Genomic DNA, 18,028 nt, shown 5'->3' on the forward strand with positions numbered 1-18,028 from the left:
CGGGCGGGGCGGGTGTCGACGGGCGCTGTCGACCGGGGGCGTGAGGCGGGGTTCAGGGGGCGGCGGCGTTCGCAGGGCCGGCCGGGGGTCTAGAGGGCCACGCGTGGGTCGGCGAGGGTCTGGAGCACGTCGACGACGGCGTTGGCGACGATGTAGATGGCGCCGAGCAGCAACGTCACCCCGGCGATCGCGGGGAAGTCGCCGCTGGCGATGGAGTCGCCCAGGTAGGAGCCGATCCCGGGCCAGCTGAAGATCTTCTCGACGACGACGACGCCGGCGAACATGGAGCCGAGCTGCAGGCCGGACATCGACAGCGCCGGCCCGACGGCGTTGCGGGCCACGTGCCGGGCGACGACGGCGCCCTCGCGCAGGCCCTTGGCCCGCGCGGTGCGGACGTGGTCGGCGCGCAGTGTCGTCTCGACGCTGGAGCGCAGGATCCGCCCGATCGCGATGGCCGGGGCGATCGCCAGCGCCAGCGCGGGCAGCAGCAGATGGCGCAGTGCCTGGCCGAACAGCCCGGGATTGCCGTGCAGCACGCTGTCGAGCAGCAGGAACCCGGTCGGCGACGATGTGTCCGCGCCGCGCCCGGCGGCCGGCAGCCAGCCGAGGTCGGCGTAGAACACGACGATCCCGAGCACCCCGAGCAGGAACACCGGCGCCGACGCGGCGACGAGCAGCAGCCCGCGGACCGGCGCGCTGCCGCGTATCCGCAGTGCCCCGGAGAACGCGTAGCCGGCGCCGAGCAGCGCCGCGAGGACGAAGGCGGCGAAGACCAGCTCCAGCGTCGCCGGGAAGAAGTCCCCGAGGTCGGTGCCGATCGAGCGGCGGGTCCGCAGCGACGTGCCCAGGTCGCCCTGGGCGGCGTGGCCGACGTAGCTGAAGTACTGCTCGAACAGTGGCCGGTCGAGGCCGAGCCGGTGGCGGACCTCGGCGATCTGCCCGGGTGACGCCTTGGCGCCCAGGTAGGCGGCGGCCGGGTCGGAGTCGGACAGGTGCTGGAGCACGAACAGCACCAGCAGCAGCAGGAGCAGGAGGCCGACGGCGATCCCGGCGCGGTGCAGCGCGAACCGCCTCATGACCGGCCTCCCAGCAGCCGGCGCAGCGCGTCCCCGCTGAGGTTCGCGATCAGGGTCAGGGCCAGGACGGCGAGGCCCGGGATGATCGGGACCCATTTCTGGCCGAGCAGCTGGTCGAGGGTGCTCGCCGTGTCGGCGCCGAGCTCCGGTGCCGGCTGTTGCTGGCCCAGGCCGATGAACGACAGGCCGGCGAGCAGCAGGATCACGTTGCCGATGTCGAGGCTCGCGGACACCACCGCGCTCGGCACGACCCCGGGCAGCAGATGGCGCACCACGATCCGGACCGGGCCGACGCCGGCCAGCCGGGCGGCCTCGACATGGGGCCTGGCGGCGAGCGCCCGCACCTCGCCGCGGATGATCCGGGCGTAGTACGGCCACCAGACCAGCGAGATCCCGATCAGGGTGTGCAGCAGGCTCGGGCCCAGCGCGGACACGATCGCGATCGCGACGAGCGCGCCCGGCATCGCGAGGAACAGGTCGGTGGTCCGCATCAGGACGGCGTCGACCCAGCCGCCGGCCGCGCCCGCGATCAGGCCGACGGTCCCGCCGACGACCAGGCCGACGGCGACGACGAGCAGCGCGGACAGCCAGCTGGCCCGCATCCCGAGCAGCACCCGGGACAGCAGGTCACGCCCGATCGAGTCGGTGCCGAGCAGGTGGTGGGGCGAGAGCGGGGCGAGGTCGAGATCCCCGACCGGCGACACCGGGTTGTAGGGCGCGAGGACCGGCGCGAGCAGCGCGACGAGGGTGACCAGGCCGAGCAGCCCGACGAGCGCCCGGTCGACCCAGTACGAGCGGCCCCGGCGCAGCCGGCCGGCCAGGTCGACGTTGAACCGGGTGGGCAGGGTGGCGACCGTGCTCATGCGGACTCCACGGCATCAAGAGGTCGGTGGTCGAGGCGGGGCACGGCGGCCAGCAACGCCCGGGTGCGCTCGTGCGCCGGCGCGGTCAGGACGATGTCGGTGGCGCCGGTCTCGACGACCTCGCCGTCGGCGATGACGGCGATCCGGTCGCCCATCAGCCGGGCCACGGCCAGGTCGTGGGTGACGAACACGACCGCCATCCCGAACCGGGCCCGCAGGTCACGGATGAGATCGAGCACGGTCGCGGCCAGCGAGGCGTCCAGGGCGCTGGTCGGCTCGTCGCACAGCAGCACGGCCGGTGGGACGAGGACCGCGCGGGCCAGGCCGATCCGCTGGCGCTGCCCGCCGGACAGCTCCGCCGGCCGGGCGGCGAGCACCGCGTCGGGCAGGCCGAGCAGCCCGAGGGTCTCGGTGATCCTGGCCGCCGTCTGGGCCTTGCCCAGGCGCAGGGGGCGCAGCCGTTCGCGCAGCTGGCTGCCGACCGACAGCCACGGGGTCAGCGACGAGCCGGCGTCCTGGAAGACCATCTGCGCGCCGCCGTGGACCACCGCGGTCCCGTCGGTCGGCTTCGTCAGGCCGGCGATGACGCGCAGCAGCGTCGACTTGCCCGAGCCGCTCTCGCCGACGACGGCCAGCGCCTCGCCCGCGCGGACGTCCAGGTCGACGCCGCGTAGCGCGTGCACGACGTGCTTGGGGCCCCGTCCGCTCTTCGCCGTGAACCGGCAGTGCAGGCCGCGGATCTCGACGACGGGCTCGCCGGTCGGCTCCGCCGCGAGCGCGGCCTTCGCGGCGGCGTGCGGGCGGGTTGGGATGGGCAGCATGGCGGAGTGGACCGGGGTGGGCGGCGCGGCCACGACGGGCGCGACGTCGGCCGCCGGGCGCCAGCAGGCCCGCAGGTGGTGTGGCCGGTAGCGCTCGATCGGCGGCTGGTCGGTCGCGCACCGCTCGACCACCAGCGGGCAGCGGGTGTGGTACGCGCAGCCGGTGAGCCGGGCGGCGACGTCGCCGGCCTCCGGGGGCAGCGTCCGCAGCGCGCCGGTCCGCGGGGTGTCGAGGTCGAGGCGGGCGCCGAGCAGGCCGGCGGTGTAGGGGTGGGCGGCGTGGTGCAGCACGTCGCCGGTCGGGCCGACCTCGGCGAGCCGGCCCTGGTAGAGCACCGCGATCCGGTCGGTGAGCTGCGCGGCGACGGCCAGGTCGTGGGTGATGAACAGGACCGCGCAGCCGAGCTCGTCGCGCAGCTCGCCGAGCAGGGCGAGCAACTGCGCCTGGACGGTGACGTCGAGCGCGGTCGTCGGCTCGTCGGCGATCACCAGCGCCGGGGTCCCGGTCAGCGCGATCGCGGCCATCACCCGTTGGCGCAGCCCGCCGGACAGCTCGTGCGGGAACGCCCGCAGCCGCCGGCCCGGCTCGGGGACCCCGACGGCGGTGAGCAGCCGGACCGCCTCGGCCTCGTCGCGGCTGACCTCGGTGATCTGCCGGCCGACCCGCATCGTCGGGTTCAGCGACGTCATCGGGTCCTGGAAGATGACGCCCAGGTTCTGGCGGCGCAGCCGGCGCAGCTCGGCCGCCGAGCCATGCACGACGTCGGTGCCCGCGACCCGGATCTCCCCGTCGACCACCGGGCGGGACGCGGCCGGCAGCAGGCCCATCAGGGCCAGCGCCAGCACGCTCTTGCCCGAGCCGGACTCGCCGACCAGGCCGACGATCTCACCGGGCGCGATCTCCAGGTCGACGCCGCGCAGCACCGGCGACGTCACCCCGTTGCGGGTCAGCGACACCGTCAGTCCGCGGACGCTCGCCACCGGCCCGGCCGTCAGGGTCTCGGCCGCCGGGGTCCTGGCCCCCGCGACCTCGGTCACGGCCTCCTGCGTCACCGCGGGCTCAGCCATCGCGGCCTCCGGCGGTCGCGGGCGGCGGCGGGCACAGAGCGGCGAACGCGGCGTGGATGTCGCCGGGCCGGGCCAGCCAGGCCCGGTCGCGCCGGGCCGCGAGGTGCGCGAGCGCCCGGGTCACCTGGCGCAGCCGGAACGGCACCCCGGAGATGAACGAGTGCAGCACGATGCTCATCACCAGCGGCCCGTCGCCTGCCGCGAGCAGCTCGTCGAACTCGTCGACGATCATGTCGGCGAACGTCGAGGCGTCGACGTGGCGGCCGATCACCGAGCTGGAGTCGTTCAGCTCCAGCGCGTACGGGATCGACAGCAGCGGGCCGGTGGTGGTGCGCAGCCAGAACGGCCGGTCGTCGGCGCGCAGGTCGAGCAGGTAGCGGTAGCCGGTCGCCGCCAGCAGGTCGATCGTGTCCGGCGTGTGGGTGAGCCACGGGCTCGACCAGCCGCCGGGGCGGGCGCCCTCCTCCTTCTCGATCCGGCCGGCGACCGCGTCCAGGTAGTCGCGTTCCTGGCCGGCGGGCAGGTCTGCGAGCGAGTCGGAGTTCGAGATCCCGTGCCCGACCAGCTCCGCGCCGGCCGCGCGGGCCGCATCCGTCACCGCCGGTGCCGCGTCGTAGACCTGGGTGTTGAGCAGCAGCGTCGGCGGGATGCCGAGCGAGCCGAGCCGGTCGAGCAGGCGGAACACCCCGACCCGGTTGCCGTAGTCACGCCAGGCGCCGTTGACCAGGTCGGGCGCCGGCACGTCCGGCAGCAGGTCCTCGACGTGGCCCTCGCCCGCCCGGTAGTCCTCCACCCCGATCGCCACGTACACGGCCAGACGCCGGCCACCCGGCCAGCTCCCCGGTGACGGCGAGGTGATCGGGTCGTAGTCGTAGCGGCGTGTCATCGGCTGCCCACCCATCTCGTCAGGCCGACGTCGACGGCGGCCGCCTGGCGGACCATCCGCTGGTACGTCGGGTACAGCCGTCGCGCCCCCGCCTCGCGGCGGGCGAGCAGGCCGGGGCGGGTGGCGGCGAACAGCTCCCTGGCCTCGGCGAGCAGCGCCGCCTCGTCGACGCTGGTGACCGTGCCGTGCTCGGCGACGACGGCGCCGTCGACCATGGTCAGCACGACGCTGCCGCCGGACTCGCAGTAGACGAGCTGGCCGGCCAGGTCGTTCAGCGGCGTGAACGCGGGGGAGTGCAGGTCGAGCAGGGCCAGGTCGGCGAGCGCGCCGGGCACGATCCGGCCGAGCTCGCCCCGACGCAGCATCGCGGCCGCGCCGCCGGTCCACAGCGCGTCGAGCACCTCGGCCGGGGCCGGCCACCGCTCGCTGTCCAGGCCGGTGACGTTGTGGATCAGGCCGGCGAGTTTGACGACGTTCCACAGGTCGGCGGCGTCGTTGCAGATCGCCTCGTCGACGCCGAGGGCGACCGGGATGCCGCGGTCGAGCATCGCCCGCAGCGGCATCACCCCGCTGCCCAGGCGCAGGTTGCTGACCGGGTTGTGCACGACGACCGCGCCCGCCGAGGCGATCAGGTCGAGGTCCGCGTCGTCGGTCCACACCGCGTGGATCACGTTCGTCCGGGCGTTGAGCAGGCCCAGCTCGGCGGTATACCGAACCAGCGAGCGGCCTGCGAAGCGCGGCTGGGCGCTGGCGAGGACCCGCTGGGTCTTCGTCTCCAACATGTGCGCGTAGAGCGGCACGTGGTGGCGGGCGGACAGCTCGTCGAGCGCGCCGAAGTACTCGGGGCTGACCCGCTGCGGCGCGGAGATCGACACCGCGGCCGTCAGCCGGCCGCCGGCGGCGCCGTGCCAGGTGTCGAACAGGTACCCGTACAGCTCCAGCAGCTCGTCGCGCGACCGGGGGCCGGGCGCGTCGATCGCGGCCCGCAGCTCCGCCGGGGCGAGGCCGTCGAGGAACGGCAGCTTCTCGGCCTCGGTCAGCTCCGGCTGGTCGAGCGCGACGGCGGCCCGGATCCCGCAGTCGCGGTAGGCCTGGAGGACCGCGTCGATGATCTCCGGTTCGGGCCAGGGCATGAAGAACGCGTCGTCCTGGACGGACGTGGTGCCGGTGCGCAGCATCTCCAGAGCGGCCAGCATCGTGCGCAGGTAGGCCTCGCGCGGGCTCGGCGGTGCCGCGTCGGCCGGGGTCTCGAAGAGCATGAACAGCTCGAGGGGCATGCTCGGCAGGTCGCCCTTGAGATGGTTCGCCGGCGAGTGGAAATGGGCGTTGATCATGCCCGGGATCAGCAGGTGGTGGCCGTGCCCGGCCACGACGCGGCCCGGGGCCGGCCGGCCCGGCTGGGTCGCGTCGGCGCCGACGGCGGCGATCCGGTTGCCGACGACGAGCACGTCCGTCGGGCCGGTCGCGTGCCCTGGGGCGTCCCGGTCGTAGACGAGGACGTCGCGGAACAGGATCGAGGTCGTCGCGGCTCGCCGGTCTGGCGCGGCGCCAGCCGGCACAGGTACCGAGGCCGCGCTCATGCCGGCACCGGCCCGAGCCGCTCGGGCGGGGCGTAGGTCGCCACCCGGGACGTCGACAGCCGCTGCGCGAGCAGGCCCTCGACCAGGGTGACCGCCGCGGCGACCCCCTCCACGACGGGCACGCCGAGCCGCTCGGTCAGCGGCCCGACCAGGTCGGCGAGGCCCGCGCAGCCGAGCACGATCGCCTCGGCGCCGTCTGCGGCCAGCGCGGCGGCCGCCTCACCGGCGACCGCGTCCAGCAGGTGCAGCGAGCCGCCGTGCACCTCGGCGACCGGCTCCTCGATCGCGCGCACGGTCGCCCGGTGCGCGAGGCCGGTCTCGCGCAGCACCCGGTGCGACTGCTCGCGGGTCCGCGGCGGCAGCGTGACGACGCTGAACCGGGCGGCCAGCAGCGCGGCGGTGAACAGCGCCGCCTCCGTCATCCCGACGACCGGGCCGCGGGCGGTCTCCTTCGCCGCCGGCAGGCCCGTGTCGCCGAAGCAGGCGATCACATAGCCGTCGACGCCGGTCGTCTCGCCGGTCCTGACCTGCTCCAGGACGGCGAGCGCGCCCCAGACCTCGTCGGTGTTGCTCTCGACCGACTCGACACCGCGGGCCGCTGTCGACCCGACCAGCCGGGTCGACGGGCCGGCCACCGCCTCGGCGCCGGCGAGCACCGTCCGGGTCATCGAGGCGGTGGTGTTCGGATTGACGATCATGATCGTCCGCGGCGCGCTCACCGGGCCGCCACCGCCCGGGTGGCGGCTGGTCCGGCGCCTCGGCCGGGCCTCGCCCGCATCAGGTCCACGAGGCGAAACGGTATACAACTCGGTGTTTCGGTCGAGAAAAGTTTGGGCTACGTTCCCGGTAGCGCGGGGATCTAGCATTAACGATCATGAAAACGGTATTCCGTCTCACGTCCGGACCGGGCTCTGGCGGGTTAGCGTTGCGGGGCCGGGGCGTCCGGCCGCGGCCGTCGGCTGATCGTCCGCTGGCGCGGCCGGGATGCGACCATGGAGCCACCAGGCAGCCTGGGACAGCGGGAGGGGACCCCACACCGATGGCCACGCCGATCACGGCCGACGTGCCCGCGCAGGATCCGGCGGCCCAGGATCGAGTAGCCCAGGATCGCGTTTCCCAAGATCCGGCGGCGCAGGATTCAGCGGCCCAGGATCCGAAGGGCCCGGGGGAGTCGCTGTCCCGCCGGATCTACGACCAGCTGCGCGAGGGCATCATCCGGGGCCGGTACCCGCAGGGCACCCGCCTGGCCGAGCAGCGTCTCGCCGAGGAGCTCAGCGTCTCCCGGGTGCCGCTGCGCGAGGCCGTCCCGCTGCTGGCCGTCGACGGTTTCGTGCGCACGCTGCCCCGCCGGGGCGCCGTCGTGAACACCTGGACCCTGGGCATGGCCCACGAGCTGTTCGACCTGCGGCTGTGCATGGAGGTCGGCGCGGCCCGGTTCGCCGCCCGCCAGGTCGGCCTCGGCCGGTCGGCGCAGCCGCTGCGCGACGTGCTCGAACGCTCCCGCGAGGGCGTCCGGACCCGCGACGCCTACCGGATCGCCGCCGACAGCACCGAGTTCCACGAGGTGGTCGTCGACCTGACCGCGAACACCCTCATGCGCTCGGTCATGCGCTCGGTCACCGGCCGGATGATGTGGCTGTTCTACCTGACGTCCGACCTCGACGCCGACGACGCCCTCGACGGCCACGAGGAGCTGCTCAGCGCGATCGAGTCCGGCAAGGAACGCGTCGCCGAGGCCGTCGCCTACGCCCACATCGAGCGTGACCGCGACGAGTCCATGCGCGTCCTCGTAGAACGCCGCGGCATCGCCAACCTGGCGTAACGCCGCGCCCGCCACGCTGCCCGGCCCGGCCTTCCTCCGCCCGGCCTGCCCTGGTGCGGCCTGGCCCAGCGCGGCCCGGCTGGCGGCTGGCGGCAATCGCTCGGCTGGTGGGATCGCCCGACCCGGTGCGGCCCGGCCGGCGGCTGGTGGGGTCGCCTGGCCGGCGGCGATCGCCTGGCGACGATGATCGGCGGTTTGGCCCTGGCGTGGTCGTGACCGGCGCGTTCTCACAGCCACCCGAGGGCTGAAACGGCGATCATGGGCGTGCGGCTGGCGTGGTGCGGCGCGGGCCGGCCGGAATCGGCGGGCGGGCGGTGCCCAGGATCAGCGGGACGCGCCTTCGATGACGACGAGGGGGATCTCGCGCTCGACCTGGCTCTGCATGTCGCGCATCCGCTGGTTGAAGGCCGCGAGAGCCGTCAGTAGGCGCTCCCGCTCGGCGCCTTCGGCGGTCGAGGCGACGGCGGTGTAGCGGATGACGGCGCCGCCCGCGCCGGGCAGCTCGACGGTCACGACCGGGTTGGCGGTCAGGTTGAGGTACCAGTCGGGGTGTGTCGGCGCGGCGTTGTTGGCCGCCCACAGCACGATCCGGCCCGGCCCGTCCTCGAAGAACGCCAACGGTGTGGTCCGCTCCGCGCCGGTCCGCGCGCCGACGGTGGTCAGCAGGACCAGCCGCGAGCCCTTGATCATTCCCTCGGTGAGCTGGCCGCCGTTCGCTCGGAACTGTTCGATGACCTCGCGGTTGAACGCCCGCATGTCACTCGGCATCGTCATCGCGCGCTCCTGGCTCTCGTCGCTCGGACGGTAGCCAGGCTACCCGCGGCGGATCAAGGCGCGACCCGATGCGCCTTGGCGCGCACGCGACACCGGCGGCCACCCGCACCCTGGCGACCGGCGGCCCTCCCCTGCACGGCGGCCCTCCCCGCACGGCTGCGATCCGCGAGCCTGAGCCGCCTGAGCCATTCCGGCGCGCTCAGCCGATCCAGCCGCGGAGCTGCTCGACCAGCGCGACGCGGGAGCGATGGTCCGGCGCCAGTGGGGTGACGTTGAGCGTCGTCGCGCCCGCCTCGGCGTACTCGGCGAGCTTCTCGCGGACCTCGCCCTCGGAGCCCACCATCGCGGTGGCCCGCAGCAGGTCGGCCGGGACGGCGGCCTCGGCCTCCTTCTTCTTCCCATCGAGGTATAGGTCCTGGATAAGAGCTGCTTCCTTCTCGTAGCCGTACCGCTGGGCGAGGCTGTTGTAGAAGTTCTTGCCCTTGGCGCCCATGCCTCCGATGTAGAGCGCGAACATCGGGCGCATCAGGTCCAGCCAGCTCTCGGCGTCGTCGCCGATCGCCAGCGGCGCCTGCACGACGACGTCGAGGTCGCCGAGCTCCGGGTCACGCTTCGCCTTCCCGGCCGCGAGCGACGCGCCCCACACGTCGCCGGCCCGCCCCGGGTGGAAGAAGAACGGCTGCCAGCCCTCCGCCTTCTCGGCGGCCAGCTCGACGTTCTTCGGCCCGATCGCGGCGATGAAGATCGGGATATGGGTCCGGACGGGATGGTTGATCAGCTTCAGCGGCTTGCCCAGCCCTGTGCCCTGCTCGGGCGGCAGCGGCAGCGTGTAGTGCTTGCCCTGGTACTCGAGCCGGTCCCGGCGCCAGACCGCCCGGCAGATGTCGATGATCTCCCGGGTCCGGCCCAGCGGCGCGTCGTAGGGGACGCCGTGGAACCCTTCGATGACCTGCGGGCCGGACGCGCCGAGCCCGAGGGTGAACCGGCCGCCGGAGACGTAGTCCAGGCCCGCGGCCGTCATCGCGGTCAGCGTCGGGGTCCGGGTGTAGATCGGCAGGATGCCCGCGGCCAGCTCGATGCGCGCGGTCCGGGCGGCCAGGAAGCCGAGCTGGCTGACGGCGTCGAACGAGTACGCCTCGGCCACGAAGACGATGTCCAGGCCGGCCTTCTCGTAGTCCGCGAGCTCCTCGACCGCCTCGGCGAACCCACCGCCGTACGACAGCTGCATCCCGATCCGCACCTGGCCGCGCCTCCCTGCCCAGCTCGGCGCCGTGCTCCGCCACGGACGCGGCGGCACAGCGATACGAAGCGTCAGCCTAGGCTGATCACCCCCCACCACGCGAGATGATCGGCCCGTGTGTGTCCTCTGACTGCCCTGTGCGGTCGTGGCGGTGAAGACCTAGGTCACCAAGGTCACCCTTGAGGCGCCCTAGGGACTTTCCCGTTGATCTTCAGTTCGGTCTTCGCGACCGGATTCCATACCCAACTGGCGATCTTCGCCCATTTCCGGCCCCCGCGACCAGCATGATCGCGAACCACGTATGGATAAATGAGACATACAGGACCCAGGGTGCCGGTTTGCATACCAAGTCCTCGATCATCGCCTCGCGGAGGACTGCCGCCGGCCGGTGATCGCCAGTTGGGTATGGATTTCGTTCTGCCCGGCCGCCGCGAGGGACGGGCTTCGGGTGCTTCCCGTCGATCCTGGACAAGCCGTCTCTATTGACGGGCACGTCCCCAGTCCGTCCTCGCCGGGGCAGTTATGCGGGAGCGCTGACGTCGAGGCGGTAGTAGCGCAGGGCGTCGGCTTCGCGGACGAACGCGAAGCCGTTCTTGGTCAGCACCCGTTGTGAGGCGAGGTTGTCCGAGTCCGTGTCGGCGAGCATGGCGCGAACGCCCTGATGAGACCGGCACAGTTCCACGAGCCGTCCGACAGCCTCGGTGGCGTACCCATGCCCCCGCGCCGTGGGCACGAGCCCATATCCGAGCACGACCTGACCGTCGTCGTCGGGTGGTCCGAAGAATCCGATGGTCCCGACGGCGACGGAATCCAGGTCGATTCGGTAGTTGCCGAACGGTGCCGGGTCCACGCCCGATGAGGCGAGGTGCAGAAAGCCGCGGACGCCGTCGCGGTCGTCCTCTCGTGGGAAACCGTCGGCCCACCGGTCCTGGGCGTTCGGAGCCTCCTCGACGATGCGCCTGCTCTCCTCGACCGTAAGCGGATGCAGACACAACCGCGGCGTCAGAAGGTCGGGAGTGCGCTGAACCGCCGTCACCGGGCGAGCATATGGGCGATCGCCAGGCGACAGCCGATGGTCACCGAATCCGCACCTCAGCCCCGGCGGGTGCCGCCGCCGTGCGCCGGACGGCCGGCACCTGGCGCCGAGCGGCGCGGCTGAGCCACGCACCGTCGCCAGGCCGGTGAGCGGCATCGCCCAGGTGTCGTGGCCTCCCGGCGAACCTCTAGGCTCCCGACGTTCGAGGTCACGTCCCACTTGGCAGTGGCTGACCGTTTCCGGTGCGGGCGAGGACAGGACGGCATGACGGCTGGCGCGACACCGATCGACGAGACACCCGCGTCCGCGGGGATGGAGGAACCCGCCAGCGAACGGCCCGACCAGTCGCCGACCGCCGCCGTGCCCGCCGACCTGCCGGCGTCTCGTGATGGCATCGCGGCCGGTGAGACACGGGCGCCGTCCGTCGGCGACGCCCCGGCCGGCGCGCCAGCGGACGAGCACCCGTGGCCGGTGCCAGAAGGCCACCCCGCCGCGCTGCCGCCCCCCGCGGACGTGGCCTGGCCCATCCCGGAGAGCGTGCCCGCTGCCGCGGGGCAACCGTGGTCGGTGCCCGAGCCTGGACTCGGCCAGGCGGCGGCGCCGGGCCTAGCGCCGGGGGCCGAGGCGTCTGATCGAGGCCGCGGGCCGGCTGGCCGTCCGTGGCTGGTGGGGCTGGCCGTCGGCGTGGTCCTCGTGCTTGTGGCCGGGGCGGTGGTCATCGGCGTCAGCCTGCGCGCCGACGGGGGCAGCTCGTCCGCCGCGCTGGCGGCCCCGGCGCGGACGACGGCGCCGGCCCCGCCCTCGCCCAGTCCCACCCGGGCCTACGCTCCCGTGCCCGCCGGGGGCCCAGGCCCCGCCTACTCCGGCGCGACGCTTCCGCTGGACGGGATCCGGCCCGAGTACGTGTCGGTGAGCCGGGACGGCGTCCTCTACGTCTCCGGGTACACGTTCAACCGAGCCACGGTCTACCGGATCGACCCGGACGGCACCGTGACGCCGATCATCGGCGACGAGAAGGTGTCCTCGGTGGGCGGGGAATCGTCGGCCGGGATATCCGGCGCCGGGCAGGTCGACTGGGACGACGCGGGCAACCTGTACGTCCCGGACATCAACGGCTACCGCATCCGCAAGATCGACACCGCCGGCGTCGTCACCACCGTGGCGGGCGTCGGGCTGGAAGGGGACTCCGGCGACGGCGGCCCCGCCGTCGAGGCGCGGGTCGGCCGGGTGGAGGACGTCGCGGTCCTCGGCGACGGCACCATCTACTTCGGGGACCTGCAGAGCAACCGGGTCCGCAGGATCACGCCCGAAGGAATCATCACCACGGTCGCCGGAACCGGCCAGCCGGGCTTCACCCGCGGCCCGGCGAGCGCGACGTCCGCCAAGCTCGGCGGGCCGAACACGATCGAGGACGCGCCCGACGGCAGCATCTACTTCACCAACATCGCCAGCGGCACCGTCCAGCGGATCAGCCCCGACGGTCGGCTGACCACCGTCGCCGGCAGCGGCTACTGGGACATCAGCGCCAACGGCCGAGCCGGTGAGGGCCGTCGGGCCACCTCGTCGGCGGTACGGCTGACCGTCCCGAGCCTCGGGCTCGGTCCCGACGGATCCCTCTACCTGGTCAGCCCCGGCCGCGCGAACGTGCGGAAGGTCGGTCCCGACGGCGTCATCAGGACGATCGCGGGGACCGGCGGGGAGGGCGCGGCCGGCGACGGTGGCCCCGCGACGGCGGCGACCTTCCTGCAGCCCCGGGCGGTGGCCGCCGACGTGACCGGCGCGGTCTACGTCGTGGACGGCGGCAACGAGCAGGTGCGCCGGATCGCCACCGACGGGACCATCACCACCGTCGTCAGGTCCACCGGGTAGGCACCGCGACCCGGGTCCGCCCGCGCGAAGGCGGTGCCCGCTGCCCGCGCCGAGCCCGTCAGGGCGCCGCGGTGGTCGGCTGGAGGATGGAGAAGTGGGCGCCCAGAGGGTCGTTGGCGACGGCGAACCGGCCCGGCGGGATGTCGGTGGGCGGGACCGGCACGGAGCCGCCGAGACGGGCGATCTCGGCGGCGCAGGCGTCGGCGTCCTCGACCTGCAGGTAGACCATCCAGTGGGCCGGGATCTCGGGCGGCCAGACCTCGTTCATCCGCATCAGCCCGCCGAACCGTCGACCGCCGAGCGACCAGTAGACGTAGGTGACGCCGCCGCCCAGGCTCTCGCGCTCCCCGGTCCAGCCGAACACCTCCTCGTAGAAGGCCACCGCGGCGTCGGCGTCGCGGACCGCCAGCTCGGTCCAGCACAGCGCGCCCGGCTCGTCGACGAGCTCGACCCCGGGGTTGGCCCGCGGCTGCCACAGCCCGATCGGCGCGCCCTCGACGTCCGCGAGCACAGCGAGCCGGCCGGCGTCGAGGACGTCCCTCGGCTCGACGAGGACCTTGCCGCCGGCCGCCAGCGCCCGCCGCGCCGTCGCGTCGGCGTCGGCCACCCCGAGGTAGGTCATCCAGACGTTCGGATACCCGGGGAAGGCGGGACCCGCGCCGGCGACCCGCCGGCCCCGCAGCGCCAGCTCGGTGTACCCGCCGGCGGCCGGATCTGGCGACCGGCGGGCCTCCCAACCGAACAGCGCGGTGTAGAACGCGACGGCGGCGTCGACGTCCGCTGTGGTGACGTCGATCCAGGCGGGCGTGTTCGGAACGGCGGTGATGACCTCGGCCATGGCGTGCTCCCTCAGGCGGTGGGCCGTGACCCGGTCACCGTAGCCGCGGCCTGCGACAGAACGAACGCGGCGAACGTGGCAGCTACGAGCGGCTCAGGGCTCGACGGCCAAGCGGACGCCGAACGCGATCAGGATGAGGCCGGTCACCCGGTCGACCCAGCGGCGGACCGGGCCGTCGGCCATCCAGCGCATGACCGGCCCGGACAGGGCGAGCAACGCGCCGTAGTAGCCCGCCGTCAGCACGACGAAGATCCCGCCGAGCAGCAGCGAGGTCCCCGCGACCGGGGCGTCCGCCGGGATGAACCCCGGCAGGAACGTCATGAAGAAGACGCCGACCTTGGGATTCAGCAGATCCGTCAGGATTCCGGCGGTGAACCCGGTCCCCACCAGTCCGCCGCGCCGGCCGCGAGCGGGCTCGGTGCCGCCCGCGACGGCGTCGGCCTGATCCTCGTGGGGCCGGGCGCGCAGTGTCGCCAGGCCCATCCAGCCCAGGTAGAGCGCGCCCGCGACCCGCAGCCCGAGGTAGGCGTCGTGGCTCGCGGTCAGCAGTGCCGACAGGCCCAGCGCCGCCCCGACGACCCAGACGACCAGCCCGGTCATCACACCGAGCGACGCCCGTACCGCGGCCCGGCGCCCGCCAGCCATCAGGTTGCGCACCACGACGAGCGTGTCCGGCCCCGGCAGCAGCACGATGAGGACCGAGGCGACGGTGAACGTGGCGACGTCGACGAGCACCGCAGAAGCGTACGAGGCGTCGAACGGCGGAACTACCGGATTTCAGGGCCGCCCGGGCCGGTGCCAGGCACGCTCACGCCTGGGGCGAGAACGACGGATCGCGGCCGATGAACGCGACGAGGCGGGTCCGCGGGTCGGAACCGGCCGGGACCTCGACACGCGGGCCGTACTGGCCGGAGTCCCGGAGCAGGCCCTCGATCGGTTCCATCCCGGCCAGCAGCGTCGCGCACAGGTCGGGGTCGAGGCTGTCGTCCTGGCCGGTGGCGCGGGCGAGATCCCAGGTGTGCATGAAGATGTCGACCGTGTAGAACTGGTCGATCGCGGGGGCCAGCGGGTGCTCGCCGACCATCGGATGACGCAGCTTCCGGTCCGCGGTCGCCGGGTCGTCCAGCAATGCCTGGACCGCGTCGGCGTGGACCTGCCAGGCGGCGGCCGGGTCCACGTCGACCGACGGTCCGCGGGCCAGCTCGATGCCGGTCCCGTCCGCCAGGAAGCTGGGGAACCACTCGCACAGGTGGCGGACGACGTCGCGCGCCGTCCACTGCGGCACCGGCGTGGGGGCGTCCCAGTCCTTGGTGCCGAGAACCCGTTCGGTGAACCCCGCCGCGACCGCGCGGTGGCGTTCCGCCGGCCGGTCCGCCAGTGCCGTGAGCGATCCGCCGTCGCTCGCCTCCCGTGGCTGACCGGTCCGGTGCGTGTCCTGGCGCCCGTCTGGTGCGGTGGATCGTCCTTCGGCCATGTCAGGCGTCCAGGGCGCGCAGGAGGGCGTCCAGCTTCAGGTAGCCCTGTTCGACCCCGGTCTCCATGCCGCTGTTCAGGAACGCGTCCCGGCTCTCGAAACTGTCGACCAGCGACTGGGCGTGCAGGCGGGTACGGCCGTCGCCGAGGTCCTCGAACCACATCGTCTCGAGCGCCACCTGGTCCGGCGCGCCCTCGTAGGTGAAGGTCTGGACCAGGCGCGCGGGGCCGACCTCGTGGAACGACCCGTGGAAGGCGTGCTCGACGCCGTCCCGGGCGCCGACGTAACGCCAGCTTCCACCGGTGCGCGCGTCCCAGTAGTCGATCGTGGTCTCGAAGCCGTCCGGGCCGACCCACTGGGCGAACAGCGCGGGGTCCGTGTGGGCGCGCACGAGCTGCGCGGGTGTGGCGTGGAAGTCGCGGGTCATCCGGATGAGTGGCACGTTCGGGTCCGCTTCGACCGTGACCGTCTTGGTGGTGGCCATCAGGCTGTCTCCCTCTCTGGTTGTTCGTCGTCCTGGATGGGTCTGTCGTCGTCGGCCATGGCGGCGAGGACGGCGTCGAGGCGCTGGTAACGCCGTTCGGCCTCGCGGCGGTACCGCTCCAGCCAGGCCGTCGCCAGGTCGAAGACCTGGGCCTCCAGGTGCACCGGGCTGCGGTGCGCGGCTCCCGCCCGGCTGACGAGCCCGGCCTGCTCCAGCACCTTCAGATGCTTGGAGACCGCCTGCACCGACACCTCGTAGGGCGCCGCCAGCTCGCCGACCGTCGCGTCACCGTCGGTGAGCCGGGCGACGAGGTCCCGCCGGGTCGGGTCGGCCAGCGCCGCGAACACCCGGGAAAGCTGGTCCACACCCCCACCTCCTCAACCGCTCGGTTGACGAAACCCTCTCGCAGTCCGACGTCGATGTCAACCATCCGGTTGAGATCTCCCGATGCCGCCGCCCCCGCCTCACGTGGGACCGCCCGATCGGGCCAAGATCGCCGTCTTGGCCCTCGGAGGGTCGCGTTCGAGGCCGGATCGCGGCCACTCCAGGGCCAAACCGGCGATCATCCTGGCGGCTGGCGGCTGGCGGCTGGCGGCTGGCGGCGGAGTGTCCGGTCGGAACGAGTGTCGGCTACGCGGGCTGAGGATCGGCCGCGAGAGTGGTCCTCTCCGATCGTGAGAGGGGACGTGGCAGTCTTGGGGGGCGGCCGTTTCGGACACGCTGGACGTACTGGTTAGTCGCCATTAACCTGACGCGGTTGGTGGGACGAGGTGGGAGGCGGGTGAGCGGTGGACAAGGTGGTGGCGGCCGCGGCCGACGCGGTGGCGGACATCGGCGACGGGGCCTCGCTGGCGGTGGGCGGGTTCGGCCTGTGCGGCATCCCCAGCGTGCTGATCGACGCGTTGCACGAGGCCGGGGTCTCCGGGCTGAAGACGGTGAGCAACAACTGCGGCGTCGACGGCTGGGGCCTGGGCGTCCTGCTACGGGCCGGCAAGATCGCGCGGACGACGGGCTCCTACGTCGGGGAGAACAAGGAGTTCGAGCGGCAGTTCCTCGCCGGTGAGCTGGAGGTCGAGCTCGTACCGCAGGGCACCCTGGCCGAGCGGCTGCGTGCCGGCGGCGCCGGTATCCCCGCGTTCTACACGCCCGCCGGCGTCGGCACCCAGATCGCCGACGGGGGCCTGCCGCTGCGCTACGACGGCAAGGGCGGTGTCGCCCTCGCCTCCGAGCCGAAGGAGACGAGGGCCTTCGACGGCGTCGACTACGTGCTGGAGCGCGCGATCGTCACGGACTTCGCGCTGGTGCACGCCTGGAAGGGCGATCGGCACGGCAACCTCGTCTACAAGGAGAGCGCGGCGAACTTCAACCCGCTGTGCGCCGCAGCGGGGAAGGTCACCATCGCCGAGGTCGAGGAGCTCGTCGAGCCCGGCGAGCTCGATCCCGCCGAGATCCACACCCCGGGCATCTTCGTCCAGCGGGTCGTGCACGCGCCGGACGTCGTGAAGCGCATCGAGAAGAGGACGGTGTCGGCGTGAGCCTGTCCCGTACGGAGCTGGCCGCCCGGGTCGCCCAGGAGCTGGAGGACGGCCAGTACGTCAACCTCGGGATCGGCCTGCCGACCCTCGTGCCGAACTACCTGCCGGAGGGCGTCCACGTCGTCCTGCACTCGGAGAACGGTGTCCTCGGCGTCGGCCCCTACCCGACCGAGGACAACGTCGACCCGGACCTGATCAACGCGGGCAAGGAGACCGTCACGGTCCTGCCCGGGTCGTCGTTCTTCGACTCCGCGACGTCGTTCTCGATGATCCGCGGCGGACACGTCGACGTCGCCGTCCTCGGCGCGATGCAGGTCTCCGCGACCGGCGACCTGGCCAACTGGATGATCCCCGGCAAGATGGTCAAGGGCATGGGCGGCGCGATGGACCTCGTCCACGGCGCCCGCAAGGTCATCGTGATGATGGAGCACACCGCCAAGGACGGCAGCCACAAGCTGGTCGACGCCTGCTCCCTGCCGCTGACCGGCAAGGCCTGCGTGCATCGCGTCATCACCGACCTGGCCGTCCTCGACGTCGTCCCCGGCACCGGTTTCGTCCTGCGCGAGCTGGCCCCCGGCATCACCGTCGCCGAGGTCCGCAAGGCCACCGGCCCCGAACTGACGGTCGCGCTGGACTGAGACCCTGGAGAGACACCTGGGCGC

Annotated in this window: 18 protein-coding genes; 4 read left to right on the forward strand and 14 right to left on the reverse strand. The window is 73.3% G+C overall.

Features of this window, described 5'->3' with window-relative positions:
• Positions 1-89 precede the first annotated feature (89 nt).
• The 6 genes from FRAEUI1C_RS17975 to FRAEUI1C_RS18000 are packed head-to-tail and all read right to left on the reverse strand — an operon-like array spanning position 90 to position 7,013.
• On the reverse strand, positions 90-1,076 hold the full coding sequence (locus tag FRAEUI1C_RS17975; RefSeq protein ID WP_013424747.1) for an ABC transporter permease: 987 nt from the start codon (positions 1,074-1,076) through the stop codon (positions 90-92).
• On the reverse strand, positions 1,073-1,939 hold the full coding sequence (locus tag FRAEUI1C_RS17980) for an ABC transporter permease (RefSeq protein ID WP_013424748.1): 867 nt from the start codon (positions 1,937-1,939) through the stop codon (positions 1,073-1,075). Before FRAEUI1C_RS17980 ends, FRAEUI1C_RS17975 begins: the two co-directional genes overlap by 4 nt.
• Complete coding sequence (locus FRAEUI1C_RS17985; RefSeq protein ID WP_013424749.1) at positions 1,936-3,828, reverse strand: oligopeptide/dipeptide ABC transporter ATP-binding protein; 1,893 nt, start codon at positions 3,826-3,828, stop codon at positions 1,936-1,938. The genes FRAEUI1C_RS17980 and FRAEUI1C_RS17985 overlap by 4 nt, the downstream gene beginning before the upstream one ends.
• Positions 3,821-4,714 (reverse strand): polysaccharide deacetylase family protein, encoded by an 894-nt coding sequence (locus FRAEUI1C_RS17990; protein WP_013424750.1) that lies wholly within the window; start codon positions 4,712-4,714, stop codon positions 3,821-3,823. Before FRAEUI1C_RS17990 ends, FRAEUI1C_RS17985 begins: the two co-directional genes overlap by 8 nt.
• Positions 4,711-6,294 carry an amidohydrolase family protein gene (locus FRAEUI1C_RS17995; RefSeq protein WP_013424751.1) on the reverse strand — a complete coding sequence of 528 codons (1,584 nt, stop codon included), beginning with the start codon at positions 6,292-6,294 and terminating at the stop codon, positions 4,711-4,713. Before FRAEUI1C_RS17995 ends, FRAEUI1C_RS17990 begins: the two co-directional genes overlap by 4 nt.
• Positions 6,291-7,013, reverse strand: coding sequence for an aspartate/glutamate racemase family protein (locus FRAEUI1C_RS18000; protein WP_232425034.1), 723 nt, complete (start codon positions 7,011-7,013; stop codon positions 6,291-6,293). Before FRAEUI1C_RS18000 ends, FRAEUI1C_RS17995 begins: the two co-directional genes overlap by 4 nt.
• Before the next feature lie 320 nt (positions 7,014-7,333).
• Between FRAEUI1C_RS18000 and FRAEUI1C_RS18005 the strand changes: the two genes are divergently transcribed.
• Positions 7,334-8,116 (forward strand): GntR family transcriptional regulator, encoded by a 783-nt coding sequence (locus FRAEUI1C_RS18005; protein ID WP_013424753.1) that lies wholly within the window; start codon positions 7,334-7,336, stop codon positions 8,114-8,116.
• A gap of 324 nt (positions 8,117-8,440) precedes the next feature.
• Here the strand turns inward: FRAEUI1C_RS18005 and FRAEUI1C_RS18010 are convergent, their stop codons facing one another.
• The 3 genes from FRAEUI1C_RS18010 to FRAEUI1C_RS18020 form a co-directional block, all read right to left on the reverse strand.
• A complete protein-coding gene (locus FRAEUI1C_RS18010; RefSeq protein WP_013424754.1) occupies positions 8,441-8,890 on the reverse strand; it encodes a nitroreductase/quinone reductase family protein in 450 nt (149 codons plus the stop codon).
• A gap of 199 nt (positions 8,891-9,089) precedes the next feature.
• A complete protein-coding gene (locus tag FRAEUI1C_RS18015) occupies positions 9,090-10,130 on the reverse strand; it encodes an LLM class F420-dependent oxidoreductase (protein ID WP_013424755.1) in 1,041 nt (346 codons plus the stop codon).
• A gap of 520 nt (positions 10,131-10,650) precedes the next feature.
• Positions 10,651-11,166, reverse strand: coding sequence for a GNAT family N-acetyltransferase (locus tag FRAEUI1C_RS18020; protein ID WP_013424756.1), 516 nt, complete (start codon positions 11,164-11,166; stop codon positions 10,651-10,653).
• A 264-nt stretch (positions 11,167-11,430) separates the two neighbouring features.
• Here FRAEUI1C_RS18020 and FRAEUI1C_RS36430 point away from each other — a divergent pair, with 264 nt between their 5' ends.
• The gene (locus FRAEUI1C_RS36430) at positions 11,431-13,035 is read left to right on the forward strand and encodes an NHL domain-containing protein (RefSeq protein ID WP_013424757.1); all 1,605 of its coding nucleotides are present in this window, start codon (positions 11,431-11,433) and stop codon (positions 13,033-13,035) included.
• Between the two features lie 58 nt (positions 13,036-13,093).
• On the opposite strand, the gene FRAEUI1C_RS18030 is transcribed toward FRAEUI1C_RS36430, so the two are convergent.
• From FRAEUI1C_RS18030 to FRAEUI1C_RS18050, 5 genes are all read right to left on the reverse strand, one after another.
• On the reverse strand, positions 13,094-13,873 hold the full coding sequence (locus tag FRAEUI1C_RS18030; RefSeq protein WP_013424758.1) for a VOC family protein: 780 nt from the start codon (positions 13,871-13,873) through the stop codon (positions 13,094-13,096).
• Between the two features lie 93 nt (positions 13,874-13,966).
• On the reverse strand, positions 13,967-14,608 hold the full coding sequence (locus FRAEUI1C_RS18035; protein ID WP_013424759.1) for a LysE family translocator: 642 nt from the start codon (positions 14,606-14,608) through the stop codon (positions 13,967-13,969).
• A 73-nt stretch (positions 14,609-14,681) separates the two neighbouring features.
• A complete protein-coding gene (locus tag FRAEUI1C_RS18040) occupies positions 14,682-15,347 on the reverse strand; it encodes a TIGR03086 family metal-binding protein (RefSeq protein WP_013424760.1) in 666 nt (221 codons plus the stop codon).
• A gap of 1 nt (position 15,348) precedes the next feature.
• Entirely contained in the window at positions 15,349-15,831 is a 483-nt protein-coding gene (locus tag FRAEUI1C_RS18045; protein ID WP_013424761.1) for an SRPBCC family protein, read from the reverse strand.
• Positions 15,831-16,196 carry an ArsR/SmtB family transcription factor gene (locus tag FRAEUI1C_RS18050; protein ID WP_013424762.1) on the reverse strand — a complete coding sequence of 122 codons (366 nt, stop codon included), beginning with the start codon at positions 16,194-16,196 and terminating at the stop codon, positions 15,831-15,833. The genes FRAEUI1C_RS18045 and FRAEUI1C_RS18050 overlap by 1 nt, the downstream gene beginning before the upstream one ends.
• A gap of 423 nt (positions 16,197-16,619) precedes the next feature.
• Here FRAEUI1C_RS18050 and FRAEUI1C_RS18055 point away from each other — a divergent pair, with 423 nt between their 5' ends.
• Both FRAEUI1C_RS18055 and FRAEUI1C_RS18060 read left to right on the forward strand, forming a co-directional pair.
• Positions 16,620-17,366: a CoA transferase subunit A gene (locus FRAEUI1C_RS18055; protein ID WP_013424763.1), complete on the forward strand. Its 747-nt coding sequence runs from the start codon at positions 16,620-16,622 to the stop codon at positions 17,364-17,366.
• The gene (locus FRAEUI1C_RS18060) at positions 17,363-18,004 is read left to right on the forward strand and encodes a CoA transferase subunit B (RefSeq protein WP_013424764.1); all 642 of its coding nucleotides are present in this window, start codon (positions 17,363-17,365) and stop codon (positions 18,002-18,004) included. Before FRAEUI1C_RS18055 ends, FRAEUI1C_RS18060 begins: the two co-directional genes overlap by 4 nt.
• The last annotated feature ends 24 nt before the right edge of the window (positions 18,005-18,028 follow it).

This window comes from Pseudofrankia inefficax (assembly GCF_000166135.1).
In the GTDB taxonomy this organism is placed as follows: domain Bacteria; phylum Actinomycetota; class Actinomycetes; order Frankiales; family Frankiaceae; genus Pseudofrankia; species Pseudofrankia inefficax.